The organism is Clavibacter quasicaliforniensis (genome assembly GCF_051201715.1).
GTDB lineage: Bacteria > Actinomycetota > Actinomycetes > Actinomycetales > Microbacteriaceae > Clavibacter > Clavibacter seminis.
The window spans coordinates 36,403-62,529 of sequence record NZ_CP139624.1; the positions used below are offsets into that span (position 1 = coordinate 36,403).

The following is a 26,127-nucleotide window of genomic DNA, read 5'->3' on the forward strand; positions in this document are numbered from 1 at the left end:
GGCCACCAGTCACCTCCTGAAAGGAGCGACCATGACCGCCCCCTCCGTCCAGCTCTACACGGTCCGCGACGCTGTCTCCGCGGACCTGCAGGGCGCCGTCGCCCGCGTCGCCGAGATCGGCTACACGCAGGTCGAGCCGTACGCGTTCGTCGAGCGCGCCGACGAGTTCGCCGCCGCGTTCGCCGCGTCCGGCGTCACCGCCCCCTCCGGCCACGCGCCCGTCATCGACGGCGACGACGACCAGGCCTCCCGCACCTTCGACGCCGCCGCGAAGCTCGGGATCCAGACGGTCATCGACCCCTTCATCCCCTCCGAGCGCTGGCAGACCGCCGACGACGCGCACAAGATCGCCGACCGCGTCAACGAGCTGCAGGTCCAGGCCGCCGCGCGCGGGCTCGCCTTCGGGTACCACAACCACCAGTGGGAGTTCGCGAACAAGGTGGACGGCCGGCCGATCTACGAGCTCTTCGTCGAGCGCCTCAACGCCGACGTCGTGCTCGAGCTCGACGCGTTCTGGTCGACCGTCGGCGGCATGGACACGCCCGCCCTCCTGGAGCAGCTCGGTGACCGCGTCCAGTTCCTGCACGTGAAGGACGGCAAGATCTCCGACGCCATCGCCAAGGTGCTGCCGAGCGCCGAGTCCGCGCTCGTCGTGCCGCCGGAGCTCGCGCAGGCCTTCAAGATGCAGGAGCCCGCGGGCCAGGGCGACGTCGACGTCGCCGCCGTGCTCGCCGCCGCCCCGCACGCGCTCCGCGTCGTCGAGTTCGACGACTACGCCGGCGACGTGTTCGACGGCATCGCGGCGTCGCTCGCCTGGCTGCAGGAGAACGACAAGTGACCGGCGGCACCGGCCGCGTCGGCGTCGGCGTCATCGGCGCGGGCGTCATCTCGGGCACGTATCTCGAGAACATGACGGCGATGCCGGACCTCGAGGTCCTGTTCGTCGCCGACATCGACATCGACCGCGCCCGCTCGCGCGCCGAGGAGCACGGCGTGCCGCACCACGGCACCGTCGACGAGCTGCTCGCGATGGACGAGATCGAGATCGTCGTGAACCTCACGCTGCCCGCCACGCACGCGGAGGTCGGGCGGCGAATCGTCGCGGCCGGCAAGCACGTGTGGAGCGAGAAGCCGCTGGCGCTGGATCACGAGTCCGGCCAGGACCTGCTCGAGGCGGCCCGCGCGGCCGGCGTGCAGGTCGCGTGCGCGCCCGACACCGTGCTCGGCGCCGGGATCCAGTCGGCCATGCGCGCCATCGCCCGCGGCGACATCGGCGAACCGCTCACCGCGACGACGCTGTTCCACGTGCCCGGCCCCGACGCCTGGCACCCGAACCCCGAGTTCCTGTTCGCGAAGGGCGCCGGACCCCTGTTCGACATGGGCCCGTACTACGTCACCACGCTCGTGCACGCCTTCGGCGCGGCCGAGACGGTGAGCGCGGTCTCCTCGACCTCGCGCACCACGCGCACCATCGGCAGCGGACCCCGCGCGGGCACCGACTTCCCGGTGGAGGTGCCGACGCACCACGCGGCGCTCATCTCGTTCGCGGGCGGGCAGTCGGCGCAGTCGACCTTCAGCTTCCAGAACGCGCTGCCGCGCATGGGCTTCGTGGAGATCTCGGGCAGCGAGGGCACCATCGTGCTCCCCGACCCGAACACGTTCGAGGGCGACAGCCAGCTGTGGCGCTTCGGGCAGGAGGGGCCGGAGACGCTGACGGCCGCGGGATCCACGTACGGCCGCGGATCCGGCGTGCTGGACCTCGCGCGCAGCATCCGCGGCGGCGACCCGGTGCGCGCATCCGGCGAGGTCGCGGCGCACGTGCTCGACGTGCTGCTCGCGATCCGCGACGCGGCCGACAGTCGCGAGGTCGTGCAGGTCGCGTCGAGCGTCGCGAAGCCGACGCCGCTCGCGGAGGACTGGGATCCGGCGGCGGCGACGCTGTAGCGCGGCACCCGCTCGCGACGGCCCCGCATCCGGTGACGGATGCGGGGCCGTCTCGCGCTCGGCACCTGGCGGCACCCGGAGGAGACTGGACCCATGCAGCTGCACCGCGTCACCACCGGATCCGGCGCGCGCCACGTCGGCCTCGTGCACGGCCTCGGCGCGGACGGCGCGACCTGGGCACCCGTCGTCGAGCGGCTCGTGGCGACCGGTCGGTTCACCGTCGCCACGGTCGACCTCCGCGGGCACGGGGAGAGCGACCGGGCCGGCTCCTACGGCATCGAGGAGATGGCCGACGACGTCGTCGCGTCGCTGCCGCGCGGGCTCGACGCGGTCGTCGGGCACTCGCTCGGCGGATCCGTGCTGGTGCGCGCCGTGGCCCGCCTCGAGCCCGCGCGCGCCATCTACTTCGACCCCGGGTTCCGGCTCGCGCTGCCGACCACGGGGATCCGCGGCCGCCTGTTCTGGGCGGCGCCGCTCGTGGGGCTCGCCGCCGCGCAGATCCCGCGGGCTCGGGCCGCCGTCCGCGTGCGCGCCGCCTACCCGGCCGCCGTCCGCGCCTCGCTCGACGCCGCGCAGGCGCGCTTCGACCGCGGCATGGCGGTCGGCGTCTTCCGCGACGTGGCCTTCCACCCGCTCGCGGTGAGCGCGCCCGCCGTGCCGTCCACGATCGTGCTCTCCGACGACGCGCCCTCGGTGCTGCCCGACGCCTGCGCGGCGGATCTCGAACGGCACGGGTGGGACGTGCGCCGGCTGCCGGGGATCCACCACGACATGCAGCTCGAGGACCCCGACCGGGTGCTCGCCGCGATCGAGGACGTGCTGTGACGGACGCGCCGCGCGACGACGGGCCGGAGCGCCCGGACCGCCCCGCCGACGCCGAGATCGCCGCCCGGCTGGCCGCCGCCCTCCGCGCGCCCGACGCGTCCGCCCGGCTGCAGGCCGCGCTCACCGCGGGCACCCGGCCGGATCCCGCGCTCGTCGAGGGCCTCATCCACCGCTGCCGCGTCGAGCCCGACCTCAACGTGCGCGAGATGCTCACGTGGGCGCTGATCCGCCACGACCCCGAGCTGACGATCCCGCCGCTCATCGCCGAGCTGACGTCGCCCATCCCGCAGGCCCGCAGCCAGGCGCTGCACACGCTCTCCAAGATCGGCGACCGGCGCGCGCTGCCCGCCATCACGCCGGCGCTGCTGCGGGATCCCGACGACCACGTCGCGCGCACCGCCTGGCGCACGGCCTCCGGCCTCGTCGACGGCGACCGGGATCCGTCCGGCGCGCGCTGGCTGTCGCAGCAGCTCGCGTCGCAGCTCGGCCGCGGCGGGCGCGACACCCAGGCGAGCCTCGCGCGGGCCTTCGCGAGCGTGGGTCGGGCGGCGCTGCCGGTGCTCGAGCGGTCGCGGCGCGCGGCGGACGCCCGGGTGCGGATCCACGCGCTCGCCGTGATCGCGCAGCTCGCCGACCCGGAGCTCCGCTTCGACGACGCGATGGACGAGGCCCGCCGCACCTCCTTCGGCGCGCACCTCGCCCGGCGGCCGGGCTTGCACCTCCCGTAGCGTCATGTGATCGGGTGGTCCCATGACCCACCCCGCCGAGACCCACCCGACCGAGGGCGACCCCGTCGTGACCACTTCCCCGATCCCCATGCCGACCCCGCCCCGCCGGGTCCGCATCGGCGACGCCGCCGCGTTCGTCGGCGTCACGCCGCGGACCATCCGCCACTACCACCAGATCGGCCTGATCCCCGAGCCCGAGCGCGGCACCGACGACCGCCGTCGCTACGGGTACGCCGACATGGTGCGGCTGATGTGGATCCGGCGCATGGCCGACGCCGGGATCGCCCTCGAGGACATCCGCGCCGCCTTCGCCGACCCGGAGGCGGAGGAGGGCGCCGCTGCTGCCGCGGATGCCGCCGCTCCCGCCGCCCCGGCCACCGCCGGGGACGACGACGTCGCCGACGTCCTCGGCCGACTCGAGGCGACCCTCGCGGCCCAGGAGGCGGAGCTGCGACGGCAGCGGGACGCCGTGCGTCGGCTGCGCGCCCGGGGCAGCAGGCTCGGCCTCCTCTCCGACCTCGTCGCCCGCCGCCTCGAGGGCCTGCCCGAGGGATCCCTCCGCCAGGCCGACCTCGACGCCCTGCTGGTCATGGAGCGCAGCCTCGGCACGCTCGTCGCGGCCCTCAACGCGACCCGGTACATCGCCGTCGCCACGCTGCCGGGCCTGCGCGAGGCGTCGGACCGGGTCGACGCCGCCGAGGAGGCGCTCGACGACACGGTCTCCGTCGACGACCCGCGCGTGGCGGAGGTCGCGGCCGAGCGGCGCGCGTTCGAGGAGGCGCTGCAGGCGGCGATCGAGGCGTCCGACCTCCCGCGGCAGGACGATGAGCTGGTCGCCGCCTGGGACGAGCTGCACCCCGACGGCGATGGCGACGAGGAGGAGGCCCGCGGCGGCTCCGGCCGGCCCGCCCGGTCCCTGAGCACGATGGACGCCTTCGCGAAGATGCCCTACGACTTCTCCCCGGCCCGCCTCCGGTCCATGGAGCTGGCCATGGACTTCGTGGTGTGGGGGCCGCCCGCGCCGTGAGCGGGCGTTGGCGTCGCGGATCCCAGCCTCCGGGCCGATCGAGCCGCGGAGCCGCGGAGTAGGTTCGCGGCACGGCGCCCCGCGACGGGAGCGCCCGGATCCGCGTCCGTGCGCGGACGACGAGAGGCGCGCCATGGCCGAGATCGTGCTGTTCCACCACGTGCAGGGCGCGACCCCCGGGGCCCACGCCTTCGCCGACGCGCTGCGCGACGGCGGGCACACCGTGCACGTGCCCGACATGTTCGACGGCGCGCTGCCCGGGTCCATCGAGGCGGGTCTCGCGCTGATGGCGGGCCTCGCCGACCACGTCGTCGCCGAGCGCACCGCGCGGGCCCTCGACGGTCTGCCCGCGGAGCTCGTCTACGCCGGGTTCTCGTGGGGCGGATCCATCGCCCAGCGCCTCGCGCAGACCCGCCCGGGTGCCCGCGGCGCGCTCCTCTACGAGTCGTTCGTGTCGCTCTCGGCGGAGTGGTCCTTCGGGCCGTGGCCGTCGGGGCTTCCGGTGCAGGTGCACGGCATGGCGCGGGATCCGTTCTTCGCGGGCGAGGGCGACCTCGACGCGGCCCGCGAGCTGGTCGCGGAGGTCGGCCCGGAGCTCGCCGAGGTCTTCGTCTACGACGGAGACGCGCACCTGTTCACGGACGCGTCGCTGCCGTCGTCGGATCCGGTCGCCACCGCGCTCGTGGTGGAGCGGTCGCTGGAGCTGCTGGCGCGGATCGGCTGACGCCGGATCGCGCCGGCCGCCGCCGTCAGCGGGCCGGGAGCGACGCGAGGAACGCGTCCGTGGCGCCCGCGATCTCGGGCGACCTCGTGTGATACAGGTAGTGGTCGCCCGTGAGCGGGACCACCTCGCCGCGCTCCACGCTCGCCGCCTGGGCCTCGTGCAGCGCGACCCAGCCGTCCCCGCCCGCGGCGTCCGGCACGACGAAGAGCAGGACGGGCAGATCCGCCGGGAACGTCTCCCCGCTGGTGGAGGCGAAGGTCTCGGGCATGCGCTCCATCTCGTCGAGGAGCGTCGGGGCCGTCGCGTTCCGGGTCGCGAGGAGGCGCATCTGCTCCTTCGTGGCGTCGTCGTAGGGGAGCCCCGCGTACGCGTCGCCACCCACCGCGGAGAGCACGCGGAGGATCCCGAGGTCGCGGAGCGCCGTGAGCCCGTCCGTCGCCGCGGGGGCGTCCCACCCGGGCTGATCGGGCACGCTGCTGTCGATGCCCACGAAGGCCGTGAGCTCGTCGCCGTAGCGCTCGGCGTACTCGAGGGCGTAGACGCCGGAGATCGAGTGGCCCATGAGCACGTAGCGGTCGACCCCCAGGTGCTGCAGCGCCGCGTGGACCTCGCCGGCGATGGCCGCGGCCGTGCGCGGGGTGTCGGTCTGGTCGCTGAGCCCGGTGCCGAACGGCTCGACGGCGATCACCCGGTGCGTGTCGTCGAGCTCGGAGATGAGCGGCTGGAAGTCGAGGGCGGGGGCGGCGGTGCCGAGGCCGGGCAGCAGCACGATGGTCTCCGCGGCGGTACCGCTGACGACCACGTTCATCTCCTTGCCGTCGACGGGCACGCGCTCGCCGTAGGGCTCGATGGCGGCGAGGTCCGCCGGCGTCGCGACGGCGTTCACGATCGAGGTGGTCGCCAGCGCCAGGACGGGCAGCGCCACCAGCACGGCGACGATCCGGAGGGTGATCCGCAGGGGTCGTCGCATGCGCTTCCGCGGCCGGGGCGTGGTGGCGGCCTCAGCCACGGGCGGGGATCTCGGACACGTCCGCGTAGACCGGGAGGCCGAGGCGGCGGGCGATCGCGACGTCCGCGTCGGCGCCGGACGACTCCCCGGGGAGCCGGAGCACGGCGTCGCAGTGCGCGAGGAGGCGCGACGCGGTCTCGTACATGACGTCGGGCCCGGCCTCCGTGTCGACGCCCGCCTCCGCGGCCACGCGCAGGATCGGCAGCGCCGCCCACTCGCCGATCATGGGCACGTGCCCGAGCTGGAAGACGGGCCAGGCCGCCTGCTCGAGCCGGGCGAGGTTCTGGGCGATGAGCTCGGGATCGCCTCCCGAGCCGGAGCGGTAGGGGCCGGCGATGAGGATCAGCTGCGGGTCGGTCACCCGAGTACGCTAGACGAAACGCGCACGAGCGCGCAAAACCGAGGAGGAACGCGAATGCTCGCTGCGGAGCGGCACGAGTGGATGCTGACCGAGCTCGCGCGCGACGGCCGGCTCGTCGCCAAGGACGCGGCCGCGCGGCTGGGCGTGACGGAGGACAGCGTGCGGCGCGACCTGCGGACGCTCGCCGAGGCGGGTCGGCTCCAGCGCGTGTACGGCGGCGCGCTCCCGGTGTCGCCGGCGATCCGGGACCACGCCGAGCGGGCGGCGATCGCGGTGGACAGCAAGCAGCGGGTCGCCCGGGCGGCGGTGCGGCTGCTGCGGCCGGGATCCACGCTGCTCCTCGATGCGGGCACGACGGCCCTCGAGGTGGCCCACGCGATCCCGGCCGACCTGCGGCTCACGGTGGTGACGCCCGGTCCCCTCGTGGCGGTCGCGCTCGCGGACCACCCGCTCGTCGAGATCGTGCTCGTCGGCGGCACCCTGTCCCGGCACTCGATGGTCGCGAGCGGATCGCTGGCCGCGGAGGCGCTCCGTCGCGTGCGGGCCGACGTCTGCTTCCTCGGCGTGACCGGGGTGCACCCGGACGCGGGCCTCACCACGGGCTCGCTCGACGATGCCGCGACCAAGCGCGCGATGGCCGAGCGGTCCACCGAGACCTTCGTGCTGGCGAGCGCCGAGAAGGTCGGCGCCGCCTCCGCGTTCCCCGTGCTCGACCTCGCCGAGGTGACGGGTCTCGTGCTGGATCCCGACGCGCCCCTCGACGCGGACGTCGCGGCGGCGCTCACTCGGGCCGGGGCGCGGCTGCGCTGACCTCGAGGGCCGCGGCGCGGTCGACGGTCGACGGCTCGGACGCATCGGACGGCTCGGGCTCGTCGGCCGTGGCCGGCTCCTCCGTCGTGCGCGAGTCCGTGAGCGACAGCGCGCCCACCGTCGCGATCACGCCGGTGAGCACGGCGACGACGAGGTAGGCGGTCCGCTCGCCTGCGAAGAAGGAGTGGACCAGTTCGGCGCTCCACGCACCCACCGGGAGCGCGGTCGTGACGAGCGCCGCGATGAGCGTCCCGACGACCGCGGTGCCGAGGCTCGTGCCGAGCTCCTGCGCGGTGTCGTTGAGGGCCGCGCCGATGGAGGTGCGGTTCGCGGGCATCGACTCGACCAGGGCGACCGCGCAGATGGTCATGATCGTCCGCAGCCCGACGGTGAACACGATCATCGTCGCCATGATGGCGAGGTAGCCGTGCTCGACGGCCCAGGCCAGGCCGAGCAGCCCGCCCACCAGGAAGCCGGTGCCGACGAGGCAGGCCATGCGGTGGCCGAGGCGCGTGGCGAGCCGCTCGGCGATCGGGCTCGCGGCGATCATCGTGACGATGATGGGCAGGTTCGCGAGGCCGGCCCGCATCGGGCTCCAGCCGTACGCGTACTGGAAGTGCAGGATCAGCCCGAACAGGATGCTCGCGAACGCGACCGACGCCCCCAGCTGCGTGAGCGCGGCGCCGCGGACGGGCCCCGCGCGGAAGATCGCGAGGTCGATCATCGGCGCGGCCGCGCGGCGCTCGCGGAGGACGAAGCCCGCGACCGCGGCGACGGCGCCGAGCGCGCAGGCGAGCGTGAGGGGCGCGAGCCAGCCGCGCTCCACGCCGCTCGTGAGCGTGTAGCAGCCGAGCCCGATCGCGGCGACGGTGAGCACGGTGCCGGGCAGGTCGAGCCGCTCGGAGGTGAGGTCCTCACGGCGGTCGGCCGGGACCCCGAGGCGGACCCCGATCCAGACGAGCAGCGCCAGGGGCGCGTTGACGACGAGCAGCCACTGCCAGCTCACGGCACCGAGGATCGACCCGCCGAGGAGCGGACCGAGGACGAACCCGGACATGCCCACGATCATCACGATCGTGATCGAGCGCATGCGCAGCCTGTCGTCCTCGAAGAGGCGGAAGATCAGCGACATCGTGACCGGCGCCATCGCGGCAGCGGCGGCCCCGAGCGCCGCGCGCAGGGCGATGAGCTGGCCGATGTCGGTGACGAGGACGACGGCGACGCTGATGAGGCCGAAGGCCGCGAGGCCGATCAGCAGGACGCGACGGCGGCCGAACCGGTCGGCGGCCGAGCCCGCTGTGAGGAGCAGGCCGCCGAAGGTGAGCGAGTAGGCGCCCGTCACCCACTGCAGCCCCGTCGTGCCGCTGTCGAGCGCCCGCCCGATCGTCGGCAGCGCGATCGACAGCAGCGTGTTGTCGACCATCTCGACGAAGAAGGCCAGGCAGAGCGCGGCGAGCGGGATGGCCGCGGCCCGGAGGGACGCGTAGCCGCGGGGTGGGGTGGTGGTGGTCGTGGGGGTGCTCATCGGGGTCCTCATTCTATCGAACGCCGTACGAGTATCGGACGACGTTCGATAGTATGGAACGACGTTCGGTAGGATGCAAGGCATGGCCGCGAATGGATCCCCGAAGACGGAGAGCACCCGCACGCCGCCCGCCCGCGCGCGAGGCCGGCAGCGCGCGTCGCACTCGCTCGACACCGTGCTGGCGGAGGCCATCGCGATCCTCGACGAGTCGGGGGAGAGGGCATTGACCTTCCGGGCCCTCGCGGCACGGCTCGGCGGCGGCGTGGCGAGCATCTACTGGTACGTCGCGAGCCGCGACGAGCTGCTCGAGAAGGTGACCGAGGAGGTGATGGGCCGGGTCCTGACGGAGACGGAGCCGCTGACCCACGGATCCGACCCGGTCGACAACGTGCGCGCCGTCGCCCTCGCGCTCTTCGACGAGCTCGTGCGCCGACCGTGGTTCGGGCAGTACATGCTCCGGAACAACGGGCTGCAGCCGAACTCGATGATGATGTACGAGCGGATCGGGCAGCAGCTGCTCGGGCTCGACCTCACGTCGCGGCAGCGGTTCCACGCGGTGTCGTCCATCGTCAGCTACGTCGTGGGCGTCGCGGCCGACCTCGCGGAGCCGCCGCCGCAGGAGTTCCTGGAGAGCGGGCTGGATCGGGAGGGCTTCCTGGGCACGCTCGCCGACCGCTGGCGGGAGCTCGACCCCGAGGAGTACCCGTTCGCCCACGACGCCGCGGGCGAGATGGCGACGCACGACGACCTCGACGTGTTCCGCTCCGGGCTCGACCTGCTGCTGGCGGGTGTCCGTCAGCAGGCGGGGCTGCCGCCGGCGTCGTGACCCGGGTCGTCGTGACCGGCGTCGCCGAGGGCGTGGGCTAGAGCGCGGGCGCCGCCGCCAGCAGCTCCTCCGCGTCGCGACGCGCCTCCGCGATCTCCGCCGTCCCCAGCCCGCACGCCCGCAGGCACGTGGCCGCGATGCCGTCGCGGTCGGCGTCCCCTGGCTCGCCGCGGCGACGCAGCTGGATCACGAGCTCGGCCAGCTGGATCAGCACGGCCCCCAGCGCATCCGGCTCGATGGTCGCGCGGACGTCGGCGCTCGCCGCGGCCGTGCCGATCCGGCCGTACGCGTCCTGCAGCTCCCGGCGCTGCACGCGGAAGCCGTCGTAGCGCTCGCCCTGCACCTCCGGCAGCAGGTAGAGCGTGCCGATGTTGTGCGGGGTGTCGGCGAGCGTGCGGAAGTCGACCATCACGAGCGCGTGCAGGGCGGCCGCCGCGGTGGCGCGGTCGGGCACGAGGTCCTCGATGCCGCGCACCACGTCGAGGCTGGGGCGCACGGAGCGCGTGAGCAGCTCGACGAGCAGGTCGTCCTTGCCGGCGAAGTGGTAGTAGAGGGAGGCCTGCCGGATCCCGACCCGTTCGGCGATCGCCCGCGTGGACGTGCCGCTCAGCCCGTGCTCGGCGAAGAGCGCGGCGGCGGCGTCGAGGATCTGCTCGCGCGGGCTCAGCGGGGATCCGGCGTCGGGTACCGCGCGGGGGCGGCCGACGCGGGCCGGCTTGTCGTCCTTGGCCATCCGGCCATCCTCGCAGGTGGGGTTCACGCGGCGCCGATCACCGCGAGCACCTGCCCGGGCGCGACCTGCTCCCCGGGGCGGATGTGGACGTCGAGCACGCGCCCCGCGACCGGCGCGCCCACGACGGACTCCATCTTCATGGCCTCCACCGCGAGCACGGCGTCGCCGACGCCGAGGAGATCGCCCGGGCGCACGTCCACGCGCCAGACCGTCGAGGTGAACGGCGCCGTCACGGCGGTGGCGCCCGGAGGGATCGGCACGGTCGCGGCCTCGACGACGGGCGGCTCGTCGCGCACGTCGAACTCGCCCGAGAGGCGCCAGCGCGCCTTCTCCTCCTCGAACGCGCGCGTCTGCGTGTCGCGGAAGTCGCGGATCGACGCGTCGTTCGCGGCGAGGAACGCGTGGTGGTCGGCGATGGAGAACTCGCCGTCCTCCGTCTCGTAGCGCCCGCGGCCGGCGTCCGTCTCGGCGCGCAGCTCCAGCAGCTCCTCCGCGCCGACCGGGTACCACTCGATGCGGTCGAAGAACCGCAGCGCCCACGGGTCCTCCTGGAAGAGGCCGCCGCGGCGGAAGCGGTTCCAGATCTGCACGGTGCGGCCGACGAACTGGTACCCGCCCGGCCCCTCCATCCCGTAGATGCAGAGGTACGCGCCGCCGATGCCGACGGAGTTCTCGGCGGTCCAGGTGCGCGCCGGGTTGTACTTCGTGGTCACCAGGCGGTGGCGCGGATCCAGCGGCGTGGCCACGGGCGCCCCGAGGTACACGTCGCCGAGGCCGAGCACGAGGTAGCTCGCGTCGAAGACCGTGCGGAAGACGTCGTCGACCGAGTCGAGGCCGTTGATCCGGCGGATGAACTCGATGTTCCACGGCGTCCACGGCGCGTCGTCGCGGACGCCGGCCATGTAGCGCTCGATCGCGAGGCGCGTCGCCGGGTCGTCCCACGACAGCGGCAGCCGGACCTTCCGCGACGGCACGACGAGCTGCCCGGTCGGCGGGATCTCGTCCTCCAGCTCCTGCAGCAGCCGCGTGACGGCCGTGGCCTTGAGCACACGCGCGTCCGTGCGGACCTGGAGCGAGCGGATCCCCGGCGTCACCTCGAGCACGCCGGGCGGCATGTGCTCCTGCAGCCGGGTCATCAGCGCGTGCACGCGCATGCGCAGCGCGATGTCGAGGGTCATGTCGCCGTACTCGACGAGCACGTTGTCGTCGCCGTCGCGGCGGTACGCGACACCCGGGCGCGCATCCGTCGGCTCGAGCCGGCCGATCACGCCGTCGTCGCCGTCGCCGCCCGCGCGGATCACCTGGAGCGAGGCGCGCGCGTCCACGAGCGACGCGGCCGCGGCCTCGGTGACGGGCACGAACCGCACGGTGTCGCCGGGCCGCAGCTGGCCGAGCTTCCACAGCTCGCCGCTCGCCACGACCGCCGGGCAGACGAAGCCTCCGAGGGACGGGCCGTCGGGCCCGAGGATGATCGGGGTGTCGCCCGTGAAGTCGATCGCGCCGACCGCGTACGGGGTGTCGTGGATGTTCGACGGGTGCAGCCCCGCCTCGCCGCCGTCCTCGCGCGCCCAGCCGGGCCGCGGGCCGATGAGCCGGATCCCGGTGCGCGCCGAGTTGTGGTGCACGCCGTAGTCGGTGGCGTAGAGCACGTCGATGTCGGCGCGCGTGAAGAAGTCGGGCGCCGCGTGCGGGCCCTCGGTGACGCCGATCTCCCACGTCGAGGTGAGCGCGGGCCGGCGGTGCGCCGGCGTCGGGCCGCCGATGATCCCGAGGCGCGCGCCCGCGGGGAACGCGGGGTGGTCGGCGTCGGAGTCGGGGGATCCGGGCCGCAGCACGTCGCCGGCGAGCAGCGCCCGGCCCGCGTGCCCGCCGAAGCGGCCGAGCGTGAAGGTGGACGCCGACCCGAGGTACGCGGGCACGTCGATCCCGCCGCGCACGGCCAGGAACAGGCGGAGCCCGGGCCCGTCGGCGCGGCCGATCGCGAGCATCTGCCCGGCGGCGACCTCGAGCGGCTCCCACATCGCCGCTGCCTCGCCGTCGATCGTGACCGGCGCGGGCGCGCCCGTCACCGCGACCACGGACGCGGTCGAGAAGCGCAGCACGGGTCCGTCGGCCGTGATCTCGAGGCCGGGCGCGCCCTCCGGGTTGCCGACGGCGAGGTTCGCCTCCGCGAGCGAGACGGGATCGAACGGGCCGCTCGGCGGCACGCCCACCTGCCAGTACCCGAGCCGGCCGGGGAGGTCCTGCACCGTGGTCATGGTGCCGGGGGAGAGGACATCGATCCGCGGCGCCGGGTCGTCCGTCTCGTCGAGCGTGGACGTGGAGTGCGTGGCCGTGCGCAGCTCGATGTCGTCGGTGAGCGCCCGCAGCAGGCCGATGTTCGTGACGATGCCGTCGATCCTGGAGCCGTCGAGCGCCTCGCCGAGGAGGTCGAGCGCGTCGTCGCGGGTCTCGCCCGTGGCGATGACCTTGGCGAGCAGCGGGTCGTAGGAGGCGGAGACCTCGAGGCCGGTCTCGATCCAGCCGTCGACGCGGATCCCCGGGCCCGCGGGCAGCACGGCCTGCGTCACGAGGCCGCTCGACGGCAGGGATCCCTTCGCCGGGTCCTCCGCGTAGACGCGGGCCTCGACGGCGTGGCCCTCCGGGATCCAGTCGCGCGTGAAGAGGTCGTCGGGGAGCCCGGCGGCGCCGTCGCGCGCGAGCCGCAGCATGAGCTCCACGAGGTCGACGCCGTGCACCTCCTCCGTGACGGGGTGCTCGACCTGCAGGCGCGTGTTCACCTCGAGGAACGCGGCCTCCTCGCGCACCGGGTCGTAGACGAACTCGACCGTGCCGGCGCTGCGGTACGAGACCGACTCCGCGAGCGCGCGGGCCGAGTCGTGCAGCTGCGCGCGCACTCGGTCGGGCAGCGCGGGCGCGGGCGCCTCCTCGATCACCTTCTGGTTGCGGCGCTGCAGTGAGCAGTCGCGGTCGCCGATCACGGCCACTCGGCCGGTGCCGTCGCCCACGAGCTGCACCTCCACGTGCCGGGCCGGGCGCACGAGCCGCTCGAGGAAGATGCCGGTGGATCCGAACGCCGACTCCGCGAGCCGCGTCACCCGCCCGAACGCCTCGCGCACCTCGGCCGCGGTCGCGCACGCCTGCATCCCGATGCCGCCCCCGCCGCCCGTGGCCTTGAGCATCACGGGCAGGCCGATGCGGTCGGCCTCCGCGACCGCCTCGTCGGCGTCAGCGAGGAGCCCGGTCCCGGCGAGCAGCGGCACCCTGGCGGCCTCGGCCAGCTCGCGCGCGGTGTGCTTGGCGCCGAACGCGAGGATCTGGTCGGCGGTCGGCCCGACGAAGCGGATCCCCGCCTCCTCGCAGGCCGACGCGAACTCCAGGTTCTCGCTGAGGAACCCGTAGCCGGGGTGGATGAGGCCGGCGCCCGTCGCGCGCGCCGCCTCGATGATCGCATCGATGCGCAGGTACGACTCGCGCGGTGCGGCGGGCCCGAGCCGCACGGCCTCGTCGGCCTCGCGCACGTGGGGCGCCGCGCGGTCGGCGTCGGAGAAGACCGCGACCGTGCGCATCCCCATGGCCTTCGCGGTGCGGATCACGCGGCACGCGATCTCGCCGCGGTTCGCGACGAGGACGGTGTCGAGGTCGAGCGCGCGGCGCTCGCCGGCTGCGCCGCTCACGAGCGCGCTCACGGCTGCACCACGATCATCCGCAACGGCGTGCAGCTGAAGTCGTTGCAGGGGTTGTTCATCTGCGGGCAGTTGGACACGATCACCAGCACGTCCCGTTCGGCGCGCAGGGCGACCCGCTTCCCGGGCGCGCTGAGGCCGTCGACGATGCCGAGGGATCCGTCCTCCTCGACGGGCACGTTCATGAACCAGTTGATGTTCGACACGATGTCGCGTGCGCCCAACCCGTGCCGCGACGCCTCCGTGAGGAAGTTCTCGCGGCAGCCGTGCTGGTACGCGGTGTGGTGGCCGTAGCGGAGCGTGTTCGACTCCTTCGAGCAGGCGCCGCCGAGGGTGTCCTGCCGGTCGATCTCGTTGCCCACCACGGTCATCAGCGGCCGGCCCTCGCTCGACATGAGCACCGTGCCGGTGCGGATGTACGCGTTGCCCTGCGCGACGAGGGTGTCGGGCACGCTGTAGCGCTCGGCGGTGTCGGCGGCGTCGTAGATGAGGCAGTCGGCGGACTGGTTGCCGCCCACGTCCACGATCGTGAGCACCTCGCCGGCGCGCACGACGGCCGACCAGGGCGCGAGGGGCGCCACGCGGTCGTCGCGCACGACGGTGCCGTCGACGAGCGACGCGGCCCAGTCGAGCACGGCGTCGGGCGCGTGGACGGCGCCGGTCGGGACGGGGGATGCCACGGTGCGGGTCATCGGGTTCCTCTCGCTTCGCAGTGGTCGATCGAGTTCAGGTAGGCGCGCGTGAGCTCGGGGGTCGCGTGGAAGCGCGCGTCGCCCGGGCCGGTGGGGGATCCGCGCCAGGCGTGGATCCGCAGCGGGCCCACCACGTGGTCGGGCCGGGGATCCAGCGGGTGCGGCACGTTCGCGAGCAGCACGATGAGCGGCATCTCGGCCACGAGGGTCACGTGCGTGCCCGGCCCCGCGGATCCCGTTGGTCGCAGCGCGCCGTCGGCCTCCACCCGCACGCCCTGGAAGAGGGAGACGCCGGGCGGCAGGTCGCGTCGCGTGAGCCCGTGCTTCGCGGCGGCCTTCACGAGCAGCGACCGGCCGCTGGGCGTGGGGCCCTCGGGCGCGGATCCGCCGTAGCGCCGGTCGTTGAGCGCGTCGGTGGAGGTGCCGCAGAGTGCGTCGTGGTGGCCCGAGGTGTCCTCGACGATGCTCGCGAGGATCCGCCCGTCGCCGCTCAGCAGCGGGGAGCCCTCGCCGAGGTACGCCTGCCACGGGATCTTCACGGTGTCGGCGACGTTCAGCCGTTCCCACGGTGCCTCCGCGTCGTAGAGCACGAGGTGCGCGCACGCCTCGCCCGTGGGGTCGTCGAGGCGGAGGCGGGATCCGCGCGCCAACACCCGGTGCGCGTACCCGCCCGGCGCCACGGTCTCGGCCCAGGTGAGCCCGTCCGCCGCGACGCCCTCGGGTCGGAACGGGGACGAGGACGCGGGCACGTACGGCATCCACTCGCTCCGGCGGTCGGCCTGCGCGCGGGCGTCGGCGCGGGACGCGGTGACGCTGTCGGTGGTTCGCAGGTCCCTCATCGGATGGACGCCCCCGCCGGCTCGACCACCGGGATCGTCGCCGTGGTCGGCACCTCCGTGAGCTGGATGGGCCCGTCGGAGCGGTGCCGCCACGCGTGGTAGCCCCAGCCCACGAGCAGGGTGGCGCTGATGAAGAGGAGCGCGCTGTACTGCAGCCACCACGACTCGCCCGTGAGGTCGTAGATCTCGGGGCGCGGCCAGATCAGGTTCACGGCCATGGCCGCCTGGAAGAGCACCGCGACGGCGTTGACCGGGATCCCCCATCGGCCGAGCGTGAAGAGCGGCTTGCCGTCCTCGTCGACGCCGCCGGCCGGGAAGCGCCCGCGGATCCGGGCGACCAGCAGCGGGCCGGTGACGCCGAGGTAGGCGAGGTACAGCATCGCGATGCAGAGGCTCGAGAGCGCCGTGAAGATGGCGGACTGCCCGGCGTTGACCGCGAGGGCGAGCACCGCGCCGACGCCGACGACGACGGAGGTGAGCACGGGCGTGCCCGTGCGCGGCGACACCTTGGCGAGCTGGCGGTGGAACGGCAGCGCCTTCTCGCGGGCCATCGAGTAGATCATGCGGGTGCCCGAGGTCTGCACGGCGAGCGTGCACGCGAACACCGCCACCGCGACCGCGCAGAGCAGGAGCCGGCCGCCCACCTCGCCGGCGACCGAGGTGATCACCCAGGCGAGGCCCTGCGTGGCGAGCTGGCCGTCGGTGAGGCTGGGCGCCGCGACGAGCGCGCCCACGATGAGGAGCGCCCCGCCGAGCCCGGAGACCGTGAGCGCGCGGATGATCGTCCTCGGCGTGGTCTTCCGGGGGCTGTGGGTCTCCTCGGCGAGCTCGCCCGCGGAGTCGAAGCCGACCATCACGTAGGCGGCCATGAGGGACGAGGCGAGGAACGCCCACACGTACGGCTCCTCGCTGGCGGATCCCGCGGTGGTGAAGACCACCTCGGGCCCGCGCTTCGGCAGCAGGAACAGCACGGCGACGAGCGCGACGACGCCGACCATCTCGATGGCGACGCCCGCGGTCGTGACCCGCGCCATGAGCCGCACGCTGAGGATGTTCACGACCGTCGTGATGGCCAGCATGATGATCCCGAGCAGGACCGCGTTCGCGGAGCCCGTGGGGGAGGCGACCGACGGATCCGCGTCCGGCCCGCCCACGATCTGGAACCCGGCCCAGATGGACGGCAGCACGGCCTGCACGGCGATGGCCGCGACGGCGACCGTGAGGATCTGGCCGACGATCATGGTCCAGCCGGTGAACCAGCCGAACGTCGTGCCCGCCAACCTGCTCGACCACTGGAAGATCGCGCCCGAGATCGGCCACGACGCGGCGAGCTGCGCGAAGTTCAGCGCCACGAGCAGCTGGCCCACGAACACGATCGGCCAGGCCCAGAAGAAGGCCGCGCCGCCCAGCCCGAAGCCGAGGCCGAAGAGCTGGAACACGGTCGTCAGGATCGAGACGAAGGAGAACCCGGCCGCGAAGGAGGAGAACGGGCCGACGCCACGGTGGAGTTCCTGGGCGTAGCCGGGCGGGATGACGGGGGCGGGGGCCGTGGTGGGTGCCGCGGCCGGCGTGGGGAGGTTCGGGGTGCTCAATGTTCTGGCCTCTCACGAGGGCGCGGTGGAGCAGGTGCGCCGGAGATCCGGTTGCCCGGTCGGAGTATCTATCGAGCGATAGGTATTTCCGTCCAGTGTGGTTCTGCCCGGTATCGCGGCCGTTTCCCTCGTGTTACCGGCGTGTATCTTCTCCGCCGCGACGGATCCGGTCGCCGTCGCGCGCCGCCCACGCGTGCGGAGGGGCCGGCAGCTGATGGCTGCCGGCCCCTCGGGTTCACTCCTCGTGCGCGGGCATCACGCGGCTGCCGCCTGCGCCGGCGCAGGCGCGAGCAGCGCCAGGAACGCGAGGTCGTCGGCCACCTTGGTGATGAGCGCGCGGTCGAGCGACGGGATGTCCGGCGACCCGAGCGGGCGCACCGCGCGGACGGCCGCGGCGAACGCGTCCGCCGGGATCGCCGAGCCGGCGTGCGGTTCCTCGGGTGCGGCGAACGCGTGCATCAGCGGCAGGACCGACCGGGCGCGGTCCGCGTCCGGGAGCGCTCCGAGCGCGGCGCGGAAGCGGTCGACCCACTCCGCGTGGTCCTCCACGCGCTCGATGTCGTGGCCGTCCTCGCGGAGCCAGTCGACGAAGGTGTCGAGCGAGACGCCGTCGTCGTGCGGGTTCACGACGTTGAAGGTGCGGTGCCCCTCGGTGAGCGCCGCGCCGATCCCGTCGATCGCCGCCGCCGTGAAGTCCGCCGGCAGGCCGTCGTAGTGGGAGCGCTGGCGCTCGCCGTCGGGGCCGCGCCTCACGAACGAGGCCGGCGCGAGGCCGGTGGTGAGCACGCTCCAGATCAGCCGGGTGAAGACGTCGGGGAGGTTCACCTGGCCGCGCCAGCGCGGGTGCGCCAGGATCATGTCGGAGCGGAACACGGCCACGGGGACGCCGTGGTGCTCGTGCGCCTCGCGGAGCAGCACCTCGCTCGCCCACTTGCTCGCGCCGTACCCGTTCGCGTACTCGTCGCCGACGGCCCACTCGGGGATCATGACGCGGATGTCGGCGTGCTCGTCGAGCGCGGCGGGCGCTGCCGGTTCGGCGTCCGCTGCCGCGCCCGGCCGCGCACCGCCCGCGACGGCGACGCTCGACACGAAGGTGACGGGCACGCTGCCGGCGGCGATCGCCAGCCGGATCGCCTCGGCGGTTCCGACGACGTTCGGGCCGAACAGCGCCTGGTATGGCAGCACGTGGTTCACGAGCGCCGCCGCGTGCGCGACGAGGTCGACTCGCGCGGCCAGCTCGATCCACCGCTCCTCGTCGAGGCCGAGGCGGTGCTCGCTGACGTCGCCGGCCAGCACCTCGAGCGAGCCCGACAGCTCGGCGAAGCGCCGGGCGAACGCGGGATCCGCGGCGAACGCGGCCTCGAGACGGCGCCGGGCGTCGGCGTCGTCGGCGCCGCGCACGACGCACACCAGCGTGCCGCCCTCCGTGGCGAGGCGCTCGAGCCAGTCGATGGCCATGAAGCGGCCGAGGTAGCCGTTCGCGCCGGTGAGCAGGACGGTCCGGGCTCCGGCCGGGGTGGTCGAGGCGCGCGGGACCGGCGTCGGGATGCCTCCGAGCATCCGGTCGAGGCGGAGGTCGCCCACGCGGAGGGTGGATGCGCCGGCGCCGTGCACGCGGGTCACGGTCGGCCGGTCGTCGGAGGCGGAGCGCTCCACGTAGGCGGCGACGGCCGCGAGGTCGTTGGTCGGGTCGGTGAGGACGCCGACGGGCACCTCGGTGCCGAACACGTCCTCGAGGATCCCGGAGAACGTCAGCGCGGACAGCGAGTCCCCGCCGAGGTCGGAGAACCGGGCCGCGGCGGCGGTCGCGGGGGACACCTCGGCCCCGAGGAGCTGGAGGGCGGCGCGCACCACCGTGTCGACCGTCGGCTCGTCGTCGGCGCGGTCGCGGAGGGCGGCCACGAGGGTGCCGGTCTGCTGCTCCTCGAGCGTGTCGTAGAGGGCGGCGAATTGCTCGCCGTACCGCTGCGTGAGGCGCAGGCGCAGCAGCTTGCCGGCGTCGGAGAGCATGCCGCCGTCGACCGTGAACGGCTCGGATTCGACGATCACGCCGCGCGGCACCTCGTAGGGCGCGAGGCCGTGCTCGCGGGCGGTGCGCTGGAGGGCGCCGAGGATGTCGCGCTCCGAGGCCCCGGCCTCTGCCGGGACGACGACCGCGACGAGGAACGCGTGCCGGCTGTCGCCGTGCAGGGCGATCTGATGCACCTCGGGCGTCCCGCCGTACGTCGCCTCGAGCGAGGCGACCGCGACGAACTCGCCCTGCGACAGCTTGATCACGTTGTTCCGACGGTCGACGTACTCGTAGGTGCCGGGTCCGGTCTGCGCCATGACGTCGCCGGTCCGGTAGAAGCCGTCCTCGTCGAACACCGCGGCGGTGACGTCCGGCCGGCGGAAGTACCCGGCGATCACGGACGCGCTCTTGACGAGCAGCTCACCCCGCGGGTGCGGGAGATCCGTGGTGCGGTACCCGAGCTCGGGGACGTCGACGAGCTTGTGCTCGGTGACGGGAGGCTGCTGGATGACCCCGTCGTGGAGGATGCCGCCGGCCTCGGTCGACCCGTACAGGTCGTGCAGCGTGATCCCGAGGCAGGCCTCGACGTACGCGCGGAGCTCGGGCGTCAGCGGGGCGCTGGTGCAGATCGCCCGGCGGATCCGGCCTCCGAACGCCCGGACGCGCAGGTCGGCCTGGACATCGGCGCGGACCGCGTCCGTGTCCGCGCTGCCGGCGGCGAGCCGGCGCTGCTCCTCGCGGTCGCCCTCCTGCCGGACCATCTCCGCGACGCGCGGCACGAAGACGAACTCGGTCGGGGCGAAGGTCCGCAGGTCGTCGAAGAGCGTCGACAGGTCGGTCGAGGTGGCGAGCGCGACCGTGCCGCCGCGGCCGAGCGTGGCGAGGAGGGAGGAGCGGCCGGTGAGGTGGCTCATCGGGAGGTACGCGTACCCGACGATGGCGTCGGCTGCGTCATCGGATCCATCGTCCGCGGTCGTGGATGCGTCCGGGCCGATGGCCGGGTAGGTCCGCATGGCGTGCCACATCCGCTCGACCATGGAGCGCGTGTACATCGCGCCCTTCGGCGTCCCGGTGCTGCCCGACGTGTAGAGCAGGAGCGCGAGCGGGTCGTCGCCGGGCGCGGGGTGCCACGGGCTCCGGCGCGGCAGGACGGCCCCGCGGGCGACGAGCGTGTCGAGCGTCAGGGCGGTGCCGGTGTCCGTGTCGCCGTCGGTGCCGGTGTCGAGCAGCATCGTCCGGATGTCGTCCTCCGCTGCCTCGGCGACCGCCCGGGCCATCGCGGCCTGCTCGGCGGTGGCCGCGATCCACACCGGCGTCGTCTCCTCGACGATCCGCTGCAGGGTCCCGACGGGCGCGCTCGCCTGGAGTGGCACGCTCACCGCGCCGAGGATCCACGTGGCGAGGTCGAGCGTGACGGCGTCCGCGGTCGCGGTGCCGAGCACCGCGATGCGGTCGCCGGCCGATACCGTCTCACCGAGCGCCGCGGCCAGCGCGCTCGCCCGGTCCCACAGCTCCCCGAAGCTCATGTCCGTGACCTCAGGCCCGGACCGCTGCCGCAGCGCCGTCCGCTCGGCGTGCTGCCCGAAGATCGCCTCGATCGAGGTGTCGTCGTGCTGGCTCCCCATCTGCTCGGTCCCCATCTGCTCAGTGCTCATGTGCTCGGTCCCCAATGTGTTCGTCCTCTCGTCGTTCGTCCCGGCGCGCCCCTGCGCGCCGGCTTCAGTGCTCGTCGAGCGCGATGCCCGCCAGCGCCAGCCCCCCGGCCACCGCCCACCTCCCGGTCCCGGCGAACGCCGGTCCCCGGCGTGCGCGGACGGCGAATGAGCCGTCCGGGTCGAGCGCGATCTCCGCGCCGTCGATGCCGTGCCAGCCGCCGTGCGCCGAGGTCCGCGCCTTCGCGACGGCCTCGGCCGCGGCGAAGAGCACGCTGTCGGGACTCCCGACCCCGGCTGCCCGGAGCGCGTCGAGGCCCGCGGCGACGGGTGCGCTGCCGAGATCCGCCACGCGCGCCAGCACGCCTCCCGGGAGGGGGCGTGCGGGTGTCGCGTCGATGCCGATCCCGGCGTGCTCGTCACGTCTCCCGACGGCGCACGCGCGGAGCCCGGCGCAGTGCGTGATGCTGCCGACGACCCCGGCCGGCCACACGGGCGCTCCGCTCCGCGCGACCGGGATCGGTCCGGGTCGGATGCCCATGGCCGCGAGCGCCTGCCGGGCGAGCGCGCGACCGGTCACGAACTCCGCGCGACGGCCCGGGAGCGCGGTCGCGACGGCGTCGCTCTCGTCGTCGGCCAGGCCTCCGTCCACGTCGTGGTCGGCAGCCGCCACGACCACGGAATCCGGGAGGAGGGCCTCCCAGGAAACCCGCGATAGTAGTTGCACTGAAACAACTAAACCCCCGCTTCCTCCATGGTTCCCGGGTCCCGGGCGGCGCACTACACTGCGCGGCCGGGTGCTCAGGGGCAAGGGGTCGGCGGCGCGCCGCTCTAGTCGCGCCGGAATTGTGTCATGGGTCATTGACGGAGGTGCCCGGGGGGGGGGTGGGGGCCGATTACTTCGAACGGCAGTCCGCATGTCTCGCTGGGACTGCGCGGCCGTCCCCGCGAACCGGAGCGCACGTCGTAGACGCGGCGGTCTCGGCCGACGCCACCTGCGCGGTCGATACCGGGCTCGAGGCACGCGGCCTCTCATCACGCTCACAGACGACGCCGGCACTTGCCAAGGCGACCCACCGGAGCCATCAGCAACGGCGAGCGGCACCGCGTCGTTGACTCCTACCTCCCCGGCGTCTTCAAAGGCACGCGCGCGGCTATCCCGTCTATCGTGGGGACGCGGGAATCTGTAGTCAGCGTCTTCTCGCGTCCGACCCTCTACTTGAAAGTTTGCCTGACCATCGCATGGGTATCGGGTCTAATTCAGTAGGCGACGAATTGGTCACACCACCCAGTTAAGCAAGAATGTCGGCGTCAGTTCGCTGCTCCCAGTAGGCGATTTGCACATACATGTTTGTAGCTTGAAATTCCTCTGGCCACAGTGCCACCCTAAGCAACATCTCGATGTCATCTCTGGTTTTCGCAACGGCCCCATATGGAACGCATACAAGTGCACCCGTCAGACTTGCCAGATCGTGCCCATTAACAAGGTCGACCAACTCCACCCCGACATCCTCGCCCATGATTCGAAGTGCCTGATCCGATGAGACATTGGATCGTGGACTCGCGGCAAGTAGCTGCTGGATATAGTCGTTCGAGTTCCATGATCCATCGCTGCCGACAAGTTGACCGGGTGGACACCCCTTGAAATTTAGCTGTGCACTTCGTTGATGATTATATATTCTGAGACGTCCTATGGCTTGAGCGGCCGCGAATGCAGCGTCACTTACCTTTTGCCGCTCTTCACTTGAGTGAACGTCTACTGCGCTGAGTAACTCCTCAACGACCCGTCCGTAGGCATTGGACGCAAACGCGAACATCTCAGAGTCGTGGAGATCGGTCATAACAATGCCAGCTGGTAATTTGTCGTTCAGGACACGGTCATAATCCGCGTCGCAAATGGATAGGACACGTTCGACGCGAGAGGCCTCAAGAAGGGCGTGGGCTTCGAGTAAGTTGCCTTTTCCGTAACATACAATGTGTTGATAGGTTTCGGCGTGGCCGAAATGCTTCGCGTACATAAAATAGTCACTTCGGCCCTCAAGCAGGACGACTGGCTTGACGGCATCAGCTTGGCGAAGGCCCCTAACGGTAGTAGCCAGTGAGCCGGGAGTAACGGGGGTCATGATTTAGCACCGTCGTTTAGGTATATTGTTATGTCATCTCTACCGTTGACGACTTGAGGACTGTGTGTCGCCACCAAAAACGTGAGTTTTGCTAGTTGGGCAATCTTCACAAAATCGGGTACTAACTGAAATTGCCAAGCGACATGCAGGGACAGCTCCGGCTCGTCGATAAGTACTAAAGTTCCGGGCGTTTCCCTAAAGAGCAGCCCATAGGTCAAGACAATTTCCTGCTGCTCGCCTGAGCTCAGGGCGTTGAGCGGCAAATTGGACCCATCTGCGTCAATCCTGAACCCCAACCGGCGATCGACAACTATGCGCTTACGCCGCAGCTTAGAATTGATGATATCGAGAAATAGCTCAAGCTTGGCGGCAATGCCAGCCAGCTGAAACAGCTTTGCGTCAACGTCATCTAGATAAGCCGAAAGAAACTGTACCTTATCTGCATCGAATTCTGCAGGTAAGGCAAAGTCTTGGCCGGGTTCGAGGAGTCCGGCGGCCACATAGCGGGAGCGTAGGGCGGTTTGCTGAGCATGTCGAGTCTGAACAGTTTCCCGGAGCTCCACAGCACTGCCGCTTCGATGTTCCTCTAGGAAGCGTTGCGGAAAGCTACTTTCTTTGGCCTGAGAAAAGTCGCCGTAGTTGGCGAGCGATTCATTCAGTTTCTTGGCGAGATCTTCGGCAAAACTTTCCACAGTCTGCGGGATATCATCCCCTGGTGAAGTCGAGTCAGCCTGCGGATCGCCATTCGGACTATTGCCGTGAAGTCTGTCTGCGCGAATAAAGTAAGTAGATTCCTCCTCTATGAATTCGAGCAGCCAGCCCGGAATGCTTTCGAGTCCTAGTAGTTCTGCAGGGAAATCGGGATATTCTTCCGATATGTCGTCAAGCGTAAGTCGTCGCCCTGTGAGTCGATCGCTCCAGACGCGAGGCCCGATACGTCGAAGGTTCGGGTAATTGCGCAAAATGTATTGCGCTGGCGAGTTTCGGCCAGGGCGGGATCGGTGGTACTGCCAAGTAGGCATCCCGTCCATTAGAAATCTTAATATGTAATCATCATGGCCGCGGTCGTTTACGATGCCGTCGCGCTCCACCGTGATTTGTTTTCCGTTCACAAGCGTGATATGAAGTGAGCCGAAGGGGGTGCGAAGCGCGGTATCGAATTGGCGACTGAAGATGGCATCGAGCAAATTCAAGGTCGTTGTCTTGCCGGAGCCATTAAGGCCGAAAAGAAACGTAAGACCCTCAGTGTGCATCTCCACTTCATGTCGAAGCGATCCAAATAGCTTTTCAACGACGAACCTATGTACGGGCATGTGCAAACGCTAGGGCACGGATGCGGTCTTGTCAGGGGGCTTTCATTACTGAGCTGCTTAAAGGCGATGGGCATGGGTGGATCTGCTCCAGCGAATCTGTTGCTAATCAGCAAGTTCGCTAGGGCGCGAAATGACCGGGCGCTGTTGCCCCAAAAAGGGGGGATATCAAATAGTTACTGTCACTGCTACGCGTTCGCCTTTTGTGGCCAGAATGGCTGTTCTGGGCTTCCTCGACTTTGGGGCAGTGGCATTAGGCGTCGACGGGCGGCAGCTCCGCCACGGCGACGCGGTCGCCCGCGGCGTCGCGGATCTCGACGGACGCGGCATCCTGGCGCAGCACGTCGGCGTTGAGGCGGCAGTCGATGCGCACGGCGGATCCGAGCATCGTGCCGGAGGAGTGCTCCCCGCCCGCGGCGTCGACGACGACCACGGAGTAGCTGTCGCCGACCGTCAGGCCGTCGACCGTGAGCAGCGTCTCCGTGCCCCAGGTGTGCGCGACGACGTCGCCCGTGACGTCGACGCCCGCGGGCGCGCCCGCGAAGGTGACGTCCTCGACGGCGCCGAGCGTGCCGGCCGGGCCGGTCGCGACGTCGGCGCGTGGGGTCGCGAGGAACGCGCCTCCCGCGGCGCCGACGGCGAGGCAGGCTGCCGCGCCGGCGATCAGGAGCGCGGTGCGGCGGGGGCCGGATCCGCGGCGCGCGCGGTGCGCGTCGAGGTCGGCGGGCCCATCCGCGGCGGCCGTCGCCGTGGTCGCCGCCAGGGGCTCCACCTCGCGGCGCCCGTCCGCGATCAGGCCGATCCGGCGCGCGAGCTCGTCGCTCGGCTCCGCCTCCTGCCACGAGCCGAGCCCGCCGAGCGCCGCCGGCAGCCCGCCGAGCAGCGTGATCTCCTCGTCGATCGTGGGGTCGGCCGCGCGCATCGCATCCAGCTCCGCGGTCTCGGCGGGGGAGAGGTCGTCGGCGAGGGCCGCCGCGATGAGCTCGCCGCGGCGGTCGTCGGGCTCGCGACCGTGCTGCTCGGGGGTGCGGTCGTCGGTCATGCGGGATCCACTTCGTCGAGATGCGTGCGGAGGGCGCGGAGCGCGTGGAAGACGCGCGTGCGCAGGGTGGCGACGGGCACGCCCGTGGCCGTGGAGAGCTCCTGGTAGCTGAGCCCGGTGAGGTGCACCGCGACGACGGCTTCGCGGTGCGCGTCGCTGAGTCGCGCGAGCCCCTCGACGATCCCGAGGCGGTCGAGCGGATCCGCCTCCCGCGTCGCCTGCTCGGGCGCCTCGTCCTCGGCCACGATGCGCGGCGTGCGGGCCCGGGCGCGGTGCACGTCGAGGATCACCCGCCGCTCGATCGCGAACAGCCAGGTGCGCGCGCTGCCGCGCTCGCCGTCGAAGGAGTCGCGGGCGCGCCAGGCGCGGAGGAACGTCTCCTGCACGCAGTCCTCGGCGAGCTGGCGATCCTGCAGGGCGTTGACCGCGAAGCCGAGCATCGCACCGCCGTGCTCCGCGAACGCCTCGCGCACGTCGAAGCCGGGCGGGGACGCGCTCATCGTGCTCCGCTCGGGTGCAGGGGCCGGACGCGTCAGGACGAGCGCCATCGTGATCCCCTCAGCCTAGGCGGCGGGTGCGCGCCCTCACCGGGGGATACGTCGGCGGGGGGCCCGGCGTTCATCCGTCGGATGGGGAGGGACCGAGGATCGCCGCGACACGTGTCCCCG

General features: G+C 72.3%; 22 protein-coding genes. 8 read left to right on the forward strand and 14 right to left on the reverse strand.

What is annotated here, in order from left to right:
• Positions 1-31 precede the first annotated feature (31 nt).
• From NL142_RS00185 to NL142_RS00210, 6 genes are all read left to right on the forward strand, one after another.
• Positions 32-838, forward strand: coding sequence for a sugar phosphate isomerase/epimerase family protein (locus NL142_RS00185; RefSeq protein ID WP_435080461.1), 807 nt, complete (start codon positions 32-34; stop codon positions 836-838).
• Positions 835-1,944, forward strand: a complete 1,110-nt coding sequence (locus tag NL142_RS00190) for a Gfo/Idh/MocA family protein (RefSeq protein WP_435080462.1) — start codon at positions 835-837, stop codon at positions 1,942-1,944. Before NL142_RS00185 ends, NL142_RS00190 begins: the two co-directional genes overlap by 4 nt.
• Before the next feature lie 93 nt (positions 1,945-2,037).
• A complete protein-coding gene (locus NL142_RS00195) occupies positions 2,038-2,769 on the forward strand; it encodes an alpha/beta fold hydrolase (protein ID WP_435080463.1) in 732 nt (243 codons plus the stop codon).
• Positions 2,766-3,497: a HEAT repeat domain-containing protein gene (locus NL142_RS00200; protein ID WP_435080464.1), complete on the forward strand. Its 732-nt coding sequence runs from the start codon at positions 2,766-2,768 to the stop codon at positions 3,495-3,497. Before NL142_RS00195 ends, NL142_RS00200 begins: the two co-directional genes overlap by 4 nt.
• 22 nt (positions 3,498-3,519) lie before the next feature.
• A complete protein-coding gene (locus tag NL142_RS00205; RefSeq protein WP_435080465.1) occupies positions 3,520-4,524 on the forward strand; it encodes a MerR family transcriptional regulator in 1,005 nt (334 codons plus the stop codon).
• 133 nt (positions 4,525-4,657) lie between these two features.
• Complete coding sequence (locus NL142_RS00210; RefSeq protein WP_435080466.1) at positions 4,658-5,248, forward strand: dienelactone hydrolase family protein; 591 nt, start codon at positions 4,658-4,660, stop codon at positions 5,246-5,248.
• Positions 5,249-5,273: 25 nt separating this feature from the next.
• Here the strand turns inward: NL142_RS00210 and NL142_RS00215 are convergent, their stop codons facing one another.
• Together NL142_RS00215 and NL142_RS00220 are read right to left on the reverse strand one after the other, a co-directional pair.
• Positions 5,274-6,218: an alpha/beta fold hydrolase gene (locus tag NL142_RS00215; protein WP_435080467.1), complete on the reverse strand. Its 945-nt coding sequence runs from the start codon at positions 6,216-6,218 to the stop codon at positions 5,274-5,276.
• 31 nt (positions 6,219-6,249) lie between these two features.
• Positions 6,250-6,618, reverse strand: a complete 369-nt coding sequence (locus tag NL142_RS00220; RefSeq protein WP_435080468.1) for a DUF4406 domain-containing protein — start codon at positions 6,616-6,618, stop codon at positions 6,250-6,252.
• 54 nt (positions 6,619-6,672) lie between these two features.
• Here NL142_RS00220 and NL142_RS00225 point away from each other — a divergent pair, with 54 nt between their 5' ends.
• Entirely contained in the window at positions 6,673-7,428 is a 756-nt protein-coding gene (locus NL142_RS00225; protein WP_435080469.1) for a DeoR/GlpR family DNA-binding transcription regulator, read from the forward strand.
• On the opposite strand, the gene NL142_RS00230 is transcribed toward NL142_RS00225, so the two are convergent.
• Entirely contained in the window at positions 7,400-8,953 is a 1,554-nt protein-coding gene (locus NL142_RS00230) for an MFS transporter (RefSeq protein WP_435080470.1), read from the reverse strand. The genes NL142_RS00225 and NL142_RS00230 overlap by 29 nt on opposite strands.
• 82 nt (positions 8,954-9,035) lie before the next feature.
• Between NL142_RS00230 and NL142_RS00235 the strand changes: the two genes are divergently transcribed.
• Entirely contained in the window at positions 9,036-9,779 is a 744-nt protein-coding gene (locus NL142_RS00235; protein WP_435080471.1) for a TetR/AcrR family transcriptional regulator, read from the forward strand.
• 37 nt (positions 9,780-9,816) lie between these two features.
• On the opposite strand, the gene NL142_RS00240 is transcribed toward NL142_RS00235, so the two are convergent.
• The 11 genes from NL142_RS00240 to NL142_RS00290 all read right to left on the reverse strand — a co-directional run bounded on the left by NL142_RS00240 (position 9,817) and on the right by NL142_RS00290 (position 25,959).
• A complete protein-coding gene (locus tag NL142_RS00240) occupies positions 9,817-10,512 on the reverse strand; it encodes a TetR/AcrR family transcriptional regulator (RefSeq protein WP_435080472.1) in 696 nt (231 codons plus the stop codon).
• A 23-nt stretch (positions 10,513-10,535) separates the two neighbouring features.
• Entirely contained in the window at positions 10,536-14,201 is a 3,666-nt protein-coding gene (gene uca / locus NL142_RS00245) for an urea carboxylase (protein ID WP_435080473.1), read from the reverse strand.
• A complete protein-coding gene (locus tag NL142_RS00250; protein WP_435080474.1) occupies positions 14,198-14,890 on the reverse strand; it encodes an urea amidolyase associated protein UAAP2 in 693 nt (230 codons plus the stop codon). The genes uca and NL142_RS00250 overlap by 4 nt, the downstream gene beginning before the upstream one ends.
• A complete protein-coding gene (locus tag NL142_RS00255; RefSeq protein ID WP_435080475.1) occupies positions 14,887-15,729 on the reverse strand; it encodes an urea amidolyase associated protein UAAP1 in 843 nt (280 codons plus the stop codon). Before NL142_RS00255 ends, NL142_RS00250 begins: the two co-directional genes overlap by 4 nt.
• Entirely contained in the window at positions 15,726-17,321 is a 1,596-nt protein-coding gene (locus NL142_RS00260) for an APC family permease (protein ID WP_435080476.1), read from the reverse strand. Before NL142_RS00260 ends, NL142_RS00255 begins: the two co-directional genes overlap by 4 nt.
• Positions 17,322-17,576: 255 nt before the next feature.
• Positions 17,577-20,987 carry a thioester reductase domain-containing protein gene (locus NL142_RS00265; protein WP_435080477.1) on the reverse strand — a complete coding sequence of 1,137 codons (3,411 nt, stop codon included), beginning with the start codon at positions 20,985-20,987 and terminating at the stop codon, positions 17,577-17,579.
• A gap of 64 nt (positions 20,988-21,051) precedes the next feature.
• Positions 21,052-21,657 carry a 4-phosphopantetheinyl transferase gene (locus tag NL142_RS00270; protein WP_435080478.1) on the reverse strand — a complete coding sequence of 202 codons (606 nt, stop codon included), beginning with the start codon at positions 21,655-21,657 and terminating at the stop codon, positions 21,052-21,054.
• Positions 21,658-22,276: 619 nt separating this feature from the next.
• A complete protein-coding gene (locus NL142_RS00275) occupies positions 22,277-23,107 on the reverse strand; it encodes a DUF4435 domain-containing protein (protein WP_435080479.1) in 831 nt (276 codons plus the stop codon).
• Positions 23,104-24,420: an AAA family ATPase gene (locus NL142_RS00280; protein WP_435080480.1), complete on the reverse strand. Its 1,317-nt coding sequence runs from the start codon at positions 24,418-24,420 to the stop codon at positions 23,104-23,106. Before NL142_RS00280 ends, NL142_RS00275 begins: the two co-directional genes overlap by 4 nt.
• Before the next feature lie 250 nt (positions 24,421-24,670).
• A complete protein-coding gene (locus NL142_RS00285; RefSeq protein WP_435080481.1) occupies positions 24,671-25,459 on the reverse strand; it encodes a hypothetical protein in 789 nt (262 codons plus the stop codon).
• Entirely contained in the window at positions 25,456-25,959 is a 504-nt protein-coding gene (locus NL142_RS00290; protein ID WP_435080482.1) for a sigma-70 family RNA polymerase sigma factor, read from the reverse strand. The genes NL142_RS00285 and NL142_RS00290 overlap by 4 nt, the downstream gene beginning before the upstream one ends.
• Positions 25,960-26,127: the final 168 nt, after the last annotated feature.

Coding starts and splice junctions, on each gene's coding strand:
- NL142_RS00215 (WP_435080467.1), bottom strand. CDS start 6,218: ATGCGACGACCCCTGCGGATCACCCTCCGGATCGTCGCCGTGCTGGTG.
- NL142_RS00240 (WP_435080472.1), bottom strand. CDS start 10,512: ATGGCCAAGGACGACAAGCCGGCCCGCGTCGGCCGCCCCCGCGCGGTA.
- NL142_RS00235 (WP_435080471.1), top strand. CDS start 9,036: ATGGCCGCGAATGGATCCCCGAAGACGGAGAGCACCCGCACGCCGCCC.
- NL142_RS00255 (WP_435080475.1), bottom strand. CDS start 15,729: ATGAGGGACCTGCGAACCACCGACAGCGTCACCGCGTCCCGCGCCGAC.
- NL142_RS00290 (WP_435080482.1), bottom strand. CDS start 25,959: ATGAGCGCGTCCCCGCCCGGCTTCGACGTGCGCGAGGCGTTCGCGGAG.
- NL142_RS00210 (WP_435080466.1), top strand. CDS start 4,658: ATGGCCGAGATCGTGCTGTTCCACCACGTGCAGGGCGCGACCCCCGGG.
- NL142_RS00250 (WP_435080474.1), bottom strand. CDS start 14,890: ATGACCCGCACCGTGGCATCCCCCGTCCCGACCGGCGCCGTCCACGCG.
- NL142_RS00230 (WP_435080470.1), bottom strand. CDS start 8,953: ATGAGCACCCCCACGACCACCACCACCCCACCCCGCGGCTACGCGTCC.
- NL142_RS00275 (WP_435080479.1), bottom strand. CDS start 23,107: ATGACCCCCGTTACTCCCGGCTCACTGGCTACTACCGTTAGGGGCCTT.
- NL142_RS00205 (WP_435080465.1), top strand. CDS start 3,520: ATGACCCACCCCGCCGAGACCCACCCGACCGAGGGCGACCCCGTCGTG.
- NL142_RS00285 (WP_435080481.1), bottom strand. CDS start 25,459: ATGACCGACGACCGCACCCCCGAGCAGCACGGTCGCGAGCCCGACGAC.
- NL142_RS00185 (WP_435080461.1), top strand. CDS start 32: ATGACCGCCCCCTCCGTCCAGCTCTACACGGTCCGCGACGCTGTCTCC.
- NL142_RS00195 (WP_435080463.1), top strand. CDS start 2,038: ATGCAGCTGCACCGCGTCACCACCGGATCCGGCGCGCGCCACGTCGGC.
- NL142_RS00265 (WP_435080477.1), bottom strand. CDS start 20,987: ATGAGCACTGAGCAGATGGGGACCGAGCAGATGGGGAGCCAGCACGAC.
- NL142_RS00280 (WP_435080480.1), bottom strand. CDS start 24,420: ATGCCCGTACATAGGTTCGTCGTTGAAAAGCTATTTGGATCGCTTCGA.
- NL142_RS00225 (WP_435080469.1), top strand. CDS start 6,673: ATGCTCGCTGCGGAGCGGCACGAGTGGATGCTGACCGAGCTCGCGCGC.